13 protein-coding genes and 1 pseudogene are annotated in these 13,651 nt (G+C 67.3%); 8 read left to right on the top strand and 6 right to left on the bottom strand.

Features of this window, described 5'->3' with window-relative positions; all coding sequences use genetic code 11:
* Positions 1-116: 116 nt before the first annotated feature.
* From ACZ3HV_RS06280 to ACZ3HV_RS06290, 3 genes are read left to right on the top strand one after another with little or no spacing between them, the layout of a single operon-like run.
* The gene (locus tag ACZ3HV_RS06280; protein ID WP_465681476.1) at positions 117-752 is read left to right on the top strand and encodes a hypothetical protein; all 636 of its coding nucleotides are present in this window, start codon (positions 117-119) and stop codon (positions 750-752) included.
* Positions 749-1,351 (top strand): hypothetical protein, encoded by a 603-nt coding sequence (locus ACZ3HV_RS06285; RefSeq protein WP_465681478.1) that lies wholly within the window; start codon positions 749-751, stop codon positions 1,349-1,351. The genes ACZ3HV_RS06280 and ACZ3HV_RS06285 overlap by 4 nt, the downstream gene beginning before the upstream one ends.
* Entirely contained in the window at positions 1,348-1,905 is a 558-nt protein-coding gene (locus ACZ3HV_RS06290; RefSeq protein WP_465681480.1) for a hypothetical protein, read from the top strand. Before ACZ3HV_RS06285 ends, ACZ3HV_RS06290 begins: the two co-directional genes overlap by 4 nt.
* A 57-nt stretch (positions 1,906-1,962) precedes the next feature.
* On the opposite strand, the gene ACZ3HV_RS06295 is transcribed toward ACZ3HV_RS06290, so the two are convergent.
* The 6 genes from ACZ3HV_RS06295 to dnaA all read right to left on the bottom strand — a co-directional run bounded on the left by ACZ3HV_RS06295 (position 1,963) and on the right by dnaA (position 9,380).
* Positions 1,963-3,312, bottom strand: a complete 1,350-nt coding sequence (locus tag ACZ3HV_RS06295; protein WP_465681482.1) for a hypothetical protein — start codon at positions 3,310-3,312, stop codon at positions 1,963-1,965.
* Between the two features lie 177 nt (positions 3,313-3,489).
* The gene (locus tag ACZ3HV_RS06300) at positions 3,490-4,065 is read right to left on the bottom strand and encodes a DciA family protein (RefSeq protein WP_465681484.1); all 576 of its coding nucleotides are present in this window, start codon (positions 4,063-4,065) and stop codon (positions 3,490-3,492) included.
* A complete protein-coding gene (gene recF / locus ACZ3HV_RS06305; RefSeq protein ID WP_465681486.1) occupies positions 4,058-5,197 on the bottom strand; it encodes a DNA replication/repair protein RecF in 1,140 nt (379 codons plus the stop codon). Before recF ends, ACZ3HV_RS06300 begins: the two co-directional genes overlap by 8 nt.
* A gap of 1 nt (position 5,198) precedes the next feature.
* Positions 5,199-6,122 carry a phosphogluconate dehydrogenase (NAD(+)-dependent, decarboxylating) gene (gnd, locus tag ACZ3HV_RS06310; protein ID WP_465681488.1) on the bottom strand — a complete coding sequence of 308 codons (924 nt, stop codon included), beginning with the start codon at positions 6,120-6,122 and terminating at the stop codon, positions 5,199-5,201.
* Between the two features lie 26 nt (positions 6,123-6,148).
* Positions 6,149-7,294 (bottom strand): DNA polymerase III subunit beta, encoded by a 1,146-nt coding sequence (dnaN, locus tag ACZ3HV_RS06315; RefSeq protein ID WP_465681490.1) that lies wholly within the window; start codon positions 7,292-7,294, stop codon positions 6,149-6,151.
* Positions 7,295-7,817: 523 nt separating this feature from the next.
* Positions 7,818-9,380, bottom strand: a complete 1,563-nt coding sequence (dnaA, locus tag ACZ3HV_RS06320; RefSeq protein ID WP_465681704.1) for a chromosomal replication initiator protein DnaA — start codon at positions 9,378-9,380, stop codon at positions 7,818-7,820.
* Positions 9,381-10,974: 1,594 nt separating this feature from the next.
* Between dnaA and rpmH the strand changes: the two genes are divergently transcribed.
* The 5 genes and pseudogenes from rpmH (at position 10,975) to ACZ3HV_RS06345 (ending at position 13,633) form a co-directional block, all read left to right on the top strand.
* Complete coding sequence (gene rpmH / locus ACZ3HV_RS06325; RefSeq protein ID WP_130386492.1) at positions 10,975-11,112, top strand: 50S ribosomal protein L34; 138 nt, start codon at positions 10,975-10,977, stop codon at positions 11,110-11,112.
* 26 nt (positions 11,113-11,138) lie between these two features.
* Positions 11,139-11,495, top strand: a complete 357-nt coding sequence (gene rnpA, locus ACZ3HV_RS06330; RefSeq protein WP_465681492.1) for a ribonuclease P protein component — start codon at positions 11,139-11,141, stop codon at positions 11,493-11,495.
* Entirely contained in the window at positions 11,495-11,806 is a 312-nt protein-coding gene (gene yidD, locus ACZ3HV_RS06335) for a membrane protein insertion efficiency factor YidD (protein WP_465681706.1), read from the top strand. The genes rnpA and yidD overlap by 1 nt, the downstream gene beginning before the upstream one ends.
* A gap of 9 nt (positions 11,807-11,815) precedes the next feature.
* Positions 11,816-12,790, top strand: a pseudogene (yidC, locus tag ACZ3HV_RS06340) (membrane protein insertase YidC); the annotation flags it as partial.
* A gap of 315 nt (positions 12,791-13,105) precedes the next feature.
* Entirely contained in the window at positions 13,106-13,633 is a 528-nt protein-coding gene (locus ACZ3HV_RS06345) for a Jag family protein (protein WP_465681494.1), read from the top strand.
* The last annotated feature ends 18 nt before the right edge of the window (positions 13,634-13,651 follow it).

Consider the following 13,651-nt stretch of genomic DNA (forward strand, 5'->3'; position numbering starts at 1 on the left):
AGGCAGTTCGCCACTGACGGTCTGGAGACCGAGACCCGGCCGACCGGTCCAGACCACTCAGACCGCGACGGACAAGGGTGCCCGCCGCGCACCCACGGGCCTCTAGGATCGCTGCCGTGGAAAGTCTCGACGACGTCATCGACGCCATGATCGCCGACCGGGTGATCCACCGGCACCGTCGCAAATGGCTGATCGCCATCGCCCTCGTCGTCGTCCTCGCCCTGGTCGTCCTCTTCACCGGCGGCTGGAAGCAGAAGCAGGGCCGCAAGGTCCCCACTCTGACCGCACCTGTGACCTTGACCGCCGGCCGGTTCGAGTTCAACTTCACCAAGGCGGAGATCATCCGCACGCCGAAGACGAAGTACGACGAGGCGAAGGCGGAACTCAAGGTCTACTTCGACGCGAAGAACGTCGACGGCGAGGAACACACCAGCAAGAACGTGGACGGCGACCTGCTCCGGTGGGTCCCGCCGGGCAAACAGGATCTGGTGAACTCCAACGGCAACGACTGCCGCGGGGTTCTGGGCTGGGAACTCGTCTACGGTCTGCCGCCGGAGAGCTGCTTCACCAAGTTCGAGATCCCTGCTGACTTCAACCCGGACGTGGTGGAGATCGGCGTCCTCGGCGAGCGCTACGAATCGGACCCTTCCGTGCTCGGCGCGAATGACGACCCGTACTGGCACAACGAGACCGCGGACGCGGTCGTCCAGCTCAAGCCGACGGTCATCGTCGACAACGGGGAGGACAAGTGAAGCTGTACCGCCCCGCCACGGTCCTCGTGGGCGTCTTGTTCGTGCTGCTCGGCGGTCTGACCCGGCTCGCCACGCCGGAGCAGGTCTACCACGGCGACGACAACCTGATCGTCATTCACGGCACGGTCGGCGAGAAGCTCAAGTACGGCGACTCCGAGCTCGAGGTGACCCGGATGAAGTTCGCCAAGTCCTATCTCCCGAGCAACTCCAGTGACGACGACAAGCCGATCGAGACCAACGGTGTGTACGTCGCTCTCGAGTGGGACACGGTCCGCGGCACGACGAACCCGGCCAACCTGAACGCGACCCTGACCGCCGACGGCGGCACCGTCTACACGCCCGTGGGCGGACTGAACAGCGACAGCGTCGGCTTCCCCGAGCCCGGATTCGGCTCCACCGGTGCGGTCGTGTTCGAGGTGAATCCGGCTGATCTGAAGGGACTCACGTTGAAGCTGCGGCCGGGCCTGATCTACAACATTCTGTGGCAGGTGGTCGACGTCGATCTCGGCGTCCCGAGTGAGACGATCGCTCAGCAGCTCGTCGATGGCGCGACCCAGCAGTACGTCGTCCCGAAGACGGTTCAGCGGGTGACCCAATGAGAGTCGCCACCCGCGCGGGCCGGCTGGCCGCGCAGATCTCCTTACTGGTGGGGCTTTTGTCCACCAGCGGGTTCCTGCTGACGCGGACCTATCTGGGTGACGAGGAGACGATCTACAAAGACGGCGCCGTCACCGATGTCGTCAAACAAGGCCCGGTGACGATTGAGGACGTCGAGTGGAAGCTGGACTCGCTGACGGCCTACACCAAGCTCGTGGACGACGAAGGCGAGGAGATCACGCTCGGGCAGCCGGCCGGCTCCGTGATCCTGGTCGCGACCGCGACGCTGACGCCGCTCGACGGCCTGTACATGAAGGACGACGGCTTCCACTGCGAGGCGATCCTGCGCGACGATCGCGGCAACGTCTGGAAGGGGCAGCAGGCCTACGGCTATCCGCTGCCGACGTACTGCGGTGACACCGATCACCCCTGGACGCGCAACAAGCCCGGCAAGCTCGCCCAGATCTTCGTCATCCCCGCGTCCGCCGTGCCGCACCTGACGGGTATCCAGGTCGAGGCTCAGCCGGAGTACCGCCGCTACCTCATCACTCCCTGACCGGCCGAGGGTCAAGACCACCGCGTTCGTACGGCGGTCGTCGTACGAACGATGGCGTTACCGGGCGGCGACCGGCTCGGCGGTCTTGGTGGCGTCTGCCTCGGCGTCGGCAGTGGCATTGGCCGCCGCGGCAGCCTTGCGCTCGGCGCTGACCGAGATGCACAGGTCGAAGGCGGCCGCCAGCAAGGCGATCCGCAGGGTCTGGAACAGGATGTTCCCGATCAGCTGGGCGATCTCGTTGTTCATCAGGCCCCAGGTCTGGCCGTGGATTCCGATCACCCGGACCAGCCAATAGAACAGCCAGTCGTCGCCGAGCAGCCAGACCGTGTAGACCATGCAGACGACACCGAGGAACACCGGACCGACCCGCACGAGCAGCCGGAAGGCGTTCAGCGTCGGGTAGAACTTCTCCCGGATGCCGCCGAGAAGCAGGTTCGGGGCCTTGTTGGTCAGCTCGAGAATCCGGTTCCGCTGCGGCGCCTCGGCTTCGGGCTGACCGCTGAGCCGGCTTTCCAGCCGGGTGCCCCGGAAGACGCCACCGCTGGACAGCACGCGGTGACCGAACACGACAGTGGTGATCGCCAGCCAGGTCAGCGGCTCGGCGATGCCGAGCTTGAACAACGGCCAGAGCGTCTCCCAGAAGAAGCCCCAGAGGAACTCGATACCGGCCGGGATCGGGACGTGGATGCCGGCGAAGAAGTCCTTCAGCCCGCCCCACCAGTCCACCGACCAGTACCAGAAGTTGCGGACCTGGAACCAGTCCTTGCCTTCCTGGATCGCGTACGGCGTGACCACGACGGTGATCAGCAGGAAGAACGACTCCGCCCAGACCAGCGCGAACTTCGCCGGCCGACTCGGCCAGCGCCCGTCGACCGCGTCGAGCACCCGCCGCAGCACCAACAGGATCACGATGGCCGGCAAGTACTTATGCCACTGCTGACCGGCCAGCTGGAAGAACGACGCACCGGCCTGAAGGCCGCGCTGCACGCCGTTGCTGACGTTGAGCGCCGAGATCTGATCCTCGAGGAAGCCCCAGGCCGACCACACCGCGACCAGCGGGAGCAGGGTGACGGCCAGCAGCTCCATCAGACCCTGCTGGGTCGGGTCGGAAGTCTCCTCGGCGGTGTTGCTGGCTGCGTCCCGCCAACGGTAGAGCGACGTCGCGCAGGTCCGGATCATGCCGACGTACGCGGCGATCTGCATCAGCACACCGGCTGAGAAGAGCCCCACGCCGAGGCTGCCGTGAGAGTGCTCGGACAGCCAGATAGCACCACCCATGCACGCCTTGAACCCGACGTAACCGGCCAGGAACCAGGTCGCCAGGGGCAAGAGGTTGCGCCACCACAGCCGGAAGGTATCTCCGACCAGGTGGACCATCTCGCGAAAGCCATCCACGATCGTGCGCATCGCGCCCGATCCTAGAGGAACCCCGGGGTCGAGATCGGCGCCGCCCGCCGCCTGTCACCGGACGAGTGTCACTAGCCGCCGACGCGGGTCGCGGTGGAGTCCGGCGCGTAGCAGGAGATACCCGCTGGGACGAGCTCCCTGTTCGTAGATGATCGCCCGGCCAAAGTTCCAGGTGGGTCAGCCGTAGGTGTCTCGGGGGCCTCGGCCGCCTCGGATTGTTCGGGGGCCTTTCCGCCAGCTGGGGGTGTGGGGGCCTTGGACGTTGACGCGGGTGACGGTGCCTTCGCCTAGTTCGGCGTTGAGGCGGCGGACCAGGTCGGGGGCGAGGAGTTTGAGTTGGGTGGCCCAGGCGGTGGAGGAGGTACGGATGGTGAGCACGGTGTCCTCGTAGGACTCGGGCTTACAGTGCTCGGCCATCTCAGGCCCGACGATCGACGGCCAGCGCGCCATCACGCCGTGGACGGCGACGTCGACCTCCCAGCCCTGGTCGCGCATCAGCCGGCCGAGGGTGTTCGTGAGTTTCTGGGGATCGCGGTCGTCGGGGCGGGCACTGCTGATCTGCGCGCCGTCGATGCGCGGTCGCCGTCGCCGCTTGACCGGCTTGATGCCGCCGTTGGCCGCCTGCTGCCTCAGCCGCCCGGCGAGCGATTTCGCCAGGTCCAGTCCCTGCTTGTCGTGCTCGGCCTCCTCCGGCAACTCCGGAGCGGCCTCGCTCTCGAAGCCGCTCTCAGAGGAATTCCGGGGTTCAGGCACGTTGAACGGCCCCGTCACCGACGTCGAACCGGGCTCCGCTGAGCTCAGCGGGCACGTCCGCGCCGACCGCCGCGGTCACCAGCACCTGCTCGGCCGGCGCGACCAGCTCGGCCAGCCGGTCCCGGCGCTGCGTGTCGAGCTCGGCGAACACGTCATCGAGGATCAGCACCGGCTCACCCCCGTCCGCTCTGAGCAGTTCGTACGACGCCAGCCGCAGCGCGAGCGCGAACGACCACGACTCACCGTGACTCGCGTACCCCTTCGCAGGCAAGTCCCCGAGCCCCAGTACGACGTCGTCGCGATGCGGACCGACCAGCGACACACCCCGGTCGAGCTCGTCCTGGCGTTTGTCCCGGACCGCCTGCATCAGCACCTCGGCCAACTGCTCCCGCGAGACCACGCCCGGCTCGAGCGGCACCGACGACTTGTACTCGAGCCGCGCATCACCCTTGCCTCGGGCAACAGCGTCGTACGAGCCGGAGACCAAGGGGCGCAGGGATTCCAGCAACTCCAGCCGGGTGGCGAGCAACTCCGAACCCGACCGTGCCAGGTGCGAATCCCAGACCTCCAGCGTGCGCAACTGTCCTTCGGCCGCGCCCGACCGGTTCTGCCGGCGGGCCATCGAGGCACTGCGGAGCAACGAGTTCCGCTGCTTCAGCACCCGGTCATAGTCCTGCCGTACGCCGGCCATCCGCGGCCACCGCAGTGTCAGCAGCTCGTCCAGGAACCGGCGCCGCTCGGACGGATCGCCTTTCACCAGGGCCAGATCCTCCGGCGCGAACAGCACCGTCCGGAGCAGTCCGAGCACTTCCCGGGGTCGTGGCACCGGCGAACGGTTCACCCGGGCCCGATTTGCCCTCCCAGGATTGATTTCCAGCTCGACGACCACGTCGCGGTCGTACTGGCTGCGGATCTCGGTCCGCACGATCGCGCGAGTGGCACCGGCGCGCACCAGCGGGGCGTCGTTCGCCACCCGGTGCGAGCCGAGTGTCGCGGTGTAGTGGATCGCCTCGACCAGGTTGGTCTTGCCCTGGCCGTTCGGGCCGACGAAGGCCGTCACGCCCGGAGCGAGCTCGACCTCCGCCTGTGGGTAGGACCGGAAGTCGACCAGACCCAGGGCGGTGACGTACACCTCAGTGCTTGATCGGGGGTGTCGCGTACGACGGATCCGCGGCCTCCGCACCCTTCACCGCGTGCCCGCCGAACTGGTTCCGCATCGCGGCGATCGCCTTCATCGCCGGCGAGTCCTCCTGCCGGGACGCGAACCGGGCGAACAGCGCGGCAGAGATGGCCGGCATCGGTACGGCGTGGTCGATCGCGGCCTCGACGGTCCAGCGGCCCTCACCGGAGTCGTCGGCGTACCCGCGGATCTTGGCGAGGTGGTTGTCGTCCTTCAGCGAGGCAACCAGCAGGTCGAGCAGCCAGGACCGGATCACGGTGCCCTCGCGCCACGACTCGAAGGCCTCCGGCACGTTCTCGACGACATCCGAGGCCTCGAGCAGCTCGTAACCCTCGGCATACGCCTGCATGATCCCGTACTCGATGCCGTTGTGGACCATCTTCGAAAAGTGCCCGGCGCCGACCTTGCCGGCGTGCACGAAACCGAACTCACCCTCGGGCTTGAGCGCGGTGAAGATCGGCATCACGGTCTCGACGGTGCCCTTGTCGCCGCCGCACATCAGCGCGTAGCCGTTCTCCAGGCCCCAGACGCCGCCGGAGACACCGCAGTCGACGAACCTGATGTCCTTCTCGGCGAGCTGCGCGGCCCGCCGGGTGTCGTCGGTCCAGCGGCTGTTGCCGCCGTCGATGACGATGTCGCCGGGGGAGAGCAGCTCGGCCAGCTCGGTCACGACCGGGTCGATGGCCTGCACCGGCACCATGATCCAGACCACCTTCGGCTGGTCGGTGGCGGTGAGCTTGCCGACCATGTCGGCCAGGTCCTTGGAATCGGAGATGTCCTGGTTGTGATCCAGCCCGACCACGGTGTGGCCGGCGTTGCGGATCCGCTGGCGCATGTTGCCGCCCATCTTGCCGAGACCGACAAGGCCGAGCTCCATCGTGAATCCCCTTGTTCTGTTGGCGTTCAGCTGTTCAGGCGGACCGGCATCAGCACGTAGCGGAACTCGCCGATCGGTTCGCCGTCGAAGTCCCGCACACCGGTCAGCTCGGCCGGCTTCGTCGCCTGGGTGAAGGCCAGGTGGGCGACCGGCGTACCGATCGCGTTCAGGCCGTCGAGCAGGTACGTCGGATTGAAGCCTACGGTCACGGGATCGCCGGCGACCCGCGCCTCGATCGACTCCGACGCCTGGGCCTCGTCACCGCTGCCGGCGTCCAGCGTCACGCTGTCTTCGGCGAACGTCAGCCGGACCGGTGCGTTCCGCTCGGCGACCAGGGCGACGCGCTTGACCGCCTCGACCAGGGTCGCGGTCTCGATCCGGACCCGGGTCGCGATCGCGGCGTCGGTCGGGATGATGCCGCGGACCTTCGGGAACTCGCCGTCCAGCAGCCGGGTGGTGGCCCGCCGGTTGCCGCCGGACACCTCGCCCTCGAAGCCGACGATGCCGTCGCCGCTGCCGGGAGCGGCCAGCGAGACGATCACGTCCGATCCGGTCATCGCCTTCGCGGTCTCGGACAGCACCCGGGCCGGCACCAGCGCGGCCGCGGAGGCGTCGGGGGACTGCGGGTTCCACTCGAGTTCACGGATCGCGAGCCGGTAGCGGTCGGTGGCGAGCAGCGAGATCGTGGTGCCCTCGATCTCGACCCGGACACCGGTCAGCACCGGCAGCGTGTCCTCACGCCCGGCGGCCGTGACCACCTGGGAGACCGCCTGGGCGAAAACGTCGGCCTTGACCGTCCCGCTCGCGGCCGGAAGCTCCGGCAATGCCGGATATTCCTCTGTGGGAAGCGTTTGGAGCGTGAATCGCGAACTGCCACAGGTGACCTGCGCCTTGGCGCCGTCGATGGCGAAATCCACGGGCTGGTTCGGAAGGCTCTTGGAGATGTCGGCGACGAGCCGGCCGGAGATCAGGCACTTGCCGGAGTCGGCCACCTGTGCGGGCACGGTGACGCGCACCGAGGTCTCGTAGTCGAAGCCGGACAGGGTGATCTGCCCGTCCTCGGCCTCGACCAGCAGGCCGGCAAGGATCGGGACGCTGGGACGACTGGGCAAGCTACGCGCGGCCCAGGCCACCGACTCGGCCAGTACGTCGCGCTCGACGCGAAACTTCACCGCTGGGTGCCTCCTGATTCGGCTGTGTGCCAGGCAGATCCTGCCACGGACAAGTGTGCTCTGCGCCAATCGGGCCTGACGTGGCGCTTCGGGCGGGTCGCGTCGGCGTCGTGCGAGTGGGTTCTGAAGACGGTGTTCCGGTGGTTCTGAAGACAGCCTGACAGGTACGTCAAACCGATGCGAGTCCGGAGTTTTCCCCAGGTTGGGCCGCACCATCGTTTTGTGGACTGGGATCTCTCTACAGATTCCATAGTGTTCTTCGCACCGGTGGATAGTGTGGAAAAGCGCCGACTTCGCAGGTCAGACCACGATTCGGCCTGTGTACGGCGTGTGGACGACGCTCGGTCTGTCTGAGGACGCCTGGGTACGACGGATTCTGTCCCCACAGCGAATCCACAGCAGAGACCGAAGTGTCCACCGCGATACCCACAGTTATCCACAGGTGTATCCCCACCCTGTGTGGTTCCGGTGACCGCGTTGTAGCGCTCGGCGTACAGGATTCTGAACGCGGTCACCGGCCTGCTCATTGCTGCTTCGCTTGGTGCTTGATCCTGTTGGTCAGCTCAGTGACCTGATTGAAGACGCTGCGCCGCTCGGACATCAGTTGGCGGATCTTCCGTTCGGCGTGCATCACCGTGGTGTGGTCGCGGCCGCCGAACTGCTGGCCGATCTTCGGCAGCGACAGATCGGTGAGCTCGCGGCACAGATACATGGCGATCTGGCGCGCGGTGACCAGCACCCGGCTGCGGCTGGATCCGCACAGGTCGTCGATCGAGAGGCCGAAGTACGACGCGGTCTGGCCCATGATCATGGAGGCCGTCACCTCGGGCTTGCTGCCTTCGGGGATCAGGTCCTTCAGCACGATCTCGGCCAGGCTCAGGTCGACCGGCTGCCGGTTCAGGCTGGCGAACGCGGTGACGCGGATCAGGGCGCCCTCGAGCTCACGGATGTTCGTCTGTACCTTCGACGCGATGAACTCGAGCACCTCCGGCGGCGCGGTCAGCCGCTCGGTGGCCGCCTTCTTCCTCAGGATCGCGATCCGGGTCTCGAGGTCGGGCGGCTGGATGTCGGTGATCAGGCCCCACTCGAACCGGTTCCGCAGCCGGTCCTCCAGCGCCTCCAGGCGCTTCGGCGCCCGGTCGGAGCTGATCACGATCTGCTTGTTCGCGTTGTGCAGGGTGTTGAAGGTGTGGAAGAACTCCTCCTGGGTCTGGATCTTGCCCTCGAGGAACTGGATGTCGTCGATCAGTAGTACGTCGACATCGCGGTACCGGCGCTGGAACTGGGACGCCTTGTCGTCGCGGATGGCGTTGATGAAGTCGTTGGTGAACTCTTCGCTGGACACGTACCGGACCCGGGCCCCGGTGTAGAGGCTGCGGACGTAGTGCCCGATCGCGTGCAGCAGGTGGGTCTTGCCCAGACCGGAGTCGCCGTAGATCAGCTGCGGGTTGTACGCCTTGCCCGGTGCCTCGGCGACGGCGACGGCGGCCGCGTGCGCGAACCGGTTCGAGCTGCCGATGACGAAGGTCTCGAAGGTGTACTTCGGATTCAGCCGAGCTTCACCTTGTGCCTCGGTGGCCGGGTACGACGGCGCCGATCCGTTCGGCGGTGGAGCGACTGAGCCGAACGGCTGCTGCTGCGGTGGGTGGGCGGGCCGGCCTGGCTGGTCGTACCGCTGTGGTGCGGGCTGTTCGTAGTGTTGAGGCTGCTCTTGACGCGGCGGAGCGAACTGCGGTCCCTGATCCGGGTCGGTCAGCGCGGACTGGATCGTCGGCTGGAACGCTCCGTCGGTCCGCAGCGGTTCGCGTACGACGGGCGGCGGTGGCGCCTGTGGTTCGCGCAGTTCCGGGTCGAGGGACGGGTCGACGGTGACCGCGATCCGGATGTCGCGACCGAAGCTCTCGGTGAGGATCCGCTCGAGGTCCGGGCGCAGCCGGGTCTCCAACTGACCGCGGGTGAAGTCGTCCGGCACTGCCACGATGGCGGTGCTCTCGTGCAGCGTGACCGGTCGCGAGTTCGTCAGCCAGGCGCGCTGGTTCGGCGGGAGGCCCGCGAGCACCCGGGTCCAGGCGTCGCCGAGGTCCATCACCGGTCCCGCCACTTCCGGTCGAGGCTCAGCCGGCCGGGGCTGGAGCTGGGGTTCGACCGGCCGCTGGTCGACCGGCCGCTGCTCGACTGGCCGTTGTTCAACGGGCTGCTGTTCAAGCGGCCGCTGCTCGACCGGTCGCTGTTCGACCGGGCGTTGTTCAACGGGGCGCTGGTCAACCGGGCGCTGATCAATCGGCCGTTGCTCGGGGGCCGGTGCTGCTGGGATCTGTGCCTCCGGGACCCGAGATTCTGGCATCCGGGTTTCTGGCATTCGAGGTTCAGGACTTCCGCTGCCACCGTCCACACGTGCATCACCCTCGTTTCGCGCCGCTACGTCGCCACTGCCAGTACCCCCAGCGGCGTATCGCTGACCACTCCAGGCATTGCCGTTGTTCGTTTCGGGGTATTCGAGGTTGCCGACCACCGGTGCGGCACCGAAGTACGCCGTACCAGGAGGTGGCTCGGACACCGGGCCGGTGGGGAAGTCTGTCGCAGCGCGCTCCAGGTCGGAGCGGTAGCGATAGCCGTCGTACTCCGGGCGAGGCGCCGGCCGGTAACCGGACTGCGGCGGCTCGGGCATCGGAATCGGCAGCGAAGGGCTCAGATGATCAGCCGGATCCATCCGCGGCGACAGCTCATCGGCCGGATCCGTCCGGGGCGCCTGCTCGGCTCGAAATGCGGCCGGAGGTACGGCGGTCTCGGCCGGGCGAGCCTCACGCTGGAACTCGGTCCGGGGAACCTCGGTCCGGAAGTCCGGCCGGTAGTCCGCGGAGGCACCTTCGGTCCGGAACTCCGTCGGGGCGACCTCGGTGCGGAAGTCGGCGACCGGGTCCGGCCGGAGGTCCTGCCCGCTCCCGGTGTGCTGCGCTCCGGCGTGATCGGGCCTTGTGTACTGCGGCGGTGTCTCTTCCGCCGGTATGACTTCCGCACTGGCGGAACGGTCCTCGACCACGCGTTGCTCCCCGAATCCATCGCTGCGGTGGCCGGCGTCGCCCGGGCGGACCCGGGTGGCGCGACCATTCGACCCGACACCGTGCGGCCGGCGAGTCGTAATGCTGTTCGGCTCAGCGCGGGTAGCTGGTTTCCGCAGCCGATCACCTCATTGTCCACACAGTTGTCCACAGTTGTGAACGACGGGTGGAGCAGGTTGGTTACCGATCGCGGGGTGTGGGACCTCTGGTGTGAGGGGCTGACGCTAACAAGTTCACACAGGCTGCTTCAAGCCGTCATCCACAGGCTATGAACAGGAAATTGGGGGCAACCTCCGGCGTGTCGGGTGGACGCCGGAGCGTAGTCATGATGCGTGATCGCTGTCGGTGGCGATCCGGTCCGGACCAGTGACGACCACTGCGCCGATCGGCCGTCCACTATTCTGTCCACAGGCCTGTGGAAAAGTATGGGGATGGCCGGTTTGACCTGTCCACAGGCGGCCACGTACCGTGGATCAGTCGGTGTTGAGCCGGCCGTTTCGTGCTGCGCTCGCTGCGGGACCCTTCTCTGGTTCTCCGACGGTGTGCAGGACTGCACCAGCGGCAGATCTATCAGTGGATTTGTCGACAATTCTGTGATCTCGAGTAACCGGAGTCATTCCAGTGAGCAAGCGGACGTTCCAGCCGAACAACCGTCGCCGGCACAAGAAGCACGGCTTCCGTCTTCGGATGCGTACCCGTGCGGGTCGCGCCATCATCGCTGCCCGCCGCGGCAAGGGTCGTCAGCGCCTCGCGGCCTGAGCGACCTTCTCGACGGTGACCACCTCGTGTTGCCCGCGTCGAACCGGTTACGCCGGTCCGATGACTTCCGCCGCGCTGTCCGGTCCGGACGGCGCGCGGGCCGGCGCGCGGTGGTGCTCCACCAATTGGTTCGGGACGGCCGGGCGGACAACTCCGGGGCCGAGCCCGCTCGCGTCGGATTCGTGGTGAACAAGGCGGTGGGCAACGCGGTTCTGCGGAACCGGGTCCACCGCCGTCTGCGTGCTGTCCTGGCCGCGCGGCTCCTGGAGCTGCCGGCCGGCAGCCTGACCGTCGTCCGTGCGCTCCCGTCGTCCGCCTCGGCGTCGTACGACGAACTCGCGGCGGACGTCGACGGCGCCCTCGGCCGGTTGTTGGCGCCATGATGCGGTTCAATCCCGTGCGAAGCGGGATCATCGGTTTTCTGAAGTTGTACCGGCTGACCATCAGCCCGATGTACGGGCAGGTGTGCAGGTTCTACCCGAGTTGTTCGGCGTACGCCCTGGAGGCGGTCGAGCGCCACGGTGCGGTGCGCGGTAGCTGGCTGGCGGCGAGGAGACTCGCCCGCTGCCACCCGTGGAACCCCGGAGGCTACGACCCCGTTCCACCCACAGATGTCGACCAGCGCGGAGATTCGGTCTCCGCCAACCAGCCCGGATCGTCAGCCGACGGCGGGCCTGTGCAGCGAGGTGCATGAGTGACTCTTCTGGCCATCCCCGGGCTCGCGGTGTGGGACGGAATCGTAGACCTGTTCAACACCGTCATGACGCCGCTGTACTGGGCCGTGTCGGCCCTGCTTGTCGGCTGGCACTGGCTGTGGAGCCAGGTGCTCGATCCGAACGGCGGCTGGGCCTGGGCACTGTCCATCGCCGGCCTCACCGTCGTGATCCGGACCCTGCTGATCCCGCTGTTCGTCCGGCAGATTCGCTCCAGCCGGAACATGCAGCTGCTGCAGCCCAAGATGAAGGAGCTGCAGAAGAAGTACGGCCACGACCGGGAGAAGCTCGGTCAGGAAATGATGAAGCTGTACAAGGAGACCGGGACCAACCCGTTCTCCTCGTGCCTGCCGCTGCTGCTGCAGTCGCCGATCTTCCTGGCCCTCTTCCGGGTGCTGGACTACGCGGCGAACGGCAAGGCGCACAGCGCGATCATGCAGCCGTACGTGTCGTCGCTGCAGCACGCCAAGATCTTCGGCGCGGAGATCTCGCAGACCTTCCTGAAGGCGAGCGGCCCGGGCGCCAACAACGTCAAGATCGTCGCGATCGTGCTCATCATTCTGATGACCTCGACGATGTTCATCACGCAGCTGCAGCTGATGCGCAAGAACATGCCGAAGGAGGCCCTCACCGGCCAGGCCGCGCAGATGCAGAAGATCATGCTGTACGTCTTCCCGATCTTCTTCCTCATCGGTGGCTTCAACTTCCCGATCGGTGTGCTCATCTACTGGTTCGTCTCGAACCTGTGGACGATGGGCCAGCAGTTCTACGTGATCCGCCGCAACCCGGCCCCGGGCACTCCGGCGTACGACGCGATGGAGGCTCGTAAGCGTGAGCACAACCTGCGCGCGGGCCGGCCGGCCGAGGAGGGCCTGGGCGGAGCCGAGGGCACGACGGACACTCTGACGGACCGTCGTCCGGCGCAGCGCCAGCAGCCGAAGCGGCAGTCGCGCAGCGACCGCAAGGGCGGTCCCGCGGCCGGCGGCGGAACCGCTGCGACGCCGTCCGAGACCGAGGCGGCCGCGAGTAACGGGCAGACGTCCTCGAACGCTCAGCAGGGTGCGGCCAAGAAGACTCAGGCCGGTGCCGCCAAGAAGCAGCCGGCCGCGAAGAAGGGTGCAGGCGCGAAGCGCCAGCCCGCGGCGAAGTCGGCCGCGCAGCGGAAGGCGGCGCAGAAGAAGTCCGGTGGCTCGCGCTGATCGGCGCGCCCTGATTGCCTCCCTGCTTGTGTTCGACCTGGGTCCCCGTGGGGCGGATCTCGACATTGTGAAGGAGTGGCCGTGAGCGACGGCATGCAGAACAACGAGGCGGCGGAGCAGTCCGCCGGTACGAATAGCACGGCCGACGAGCGTCTGAAGGCATTGGAGGCGGAGAGCGACATCGCCGCCGACTACCTCGAGGAGTTGCTCGACATCGCCGATCTCGACGGCGACATCGACATGGACATCGACGGCGACCGGGCCGCGGTCTCGATCGTGGGTGCGGAGCTGAACAACCTCGTCGGCGAGAACGGCAAGGTCCTGGAGGCGCTGCAGGAGTTGACCCGGCTGGCGGTCTACCGCGAGACCGGCGAGCGGTCGCGGCTGATGCTCGATGTGTCGAACTACCGGGCGAACCGGAAGGCCGAACTGGAAGAGGTTGGTCGCAAGGCGGTCGAGGAGGCGAAGGCCACCGGTACTCCGGTGCGCCTGGACCCGATGACGCCGTTCGAGCGCAAGGTGGTGCACGACGTTGTCGCGGCCGCCGGCCTGACGAGTGAGTCCGAGGGCGAGGAGCCCCGTCGCCGCGTCGTTGTCCAGCCGTCGTGATGCGATGACCATCGGCCG

Source organism: Kribbella sp. NPDC020701 (genome assembly GCF_055562215.1).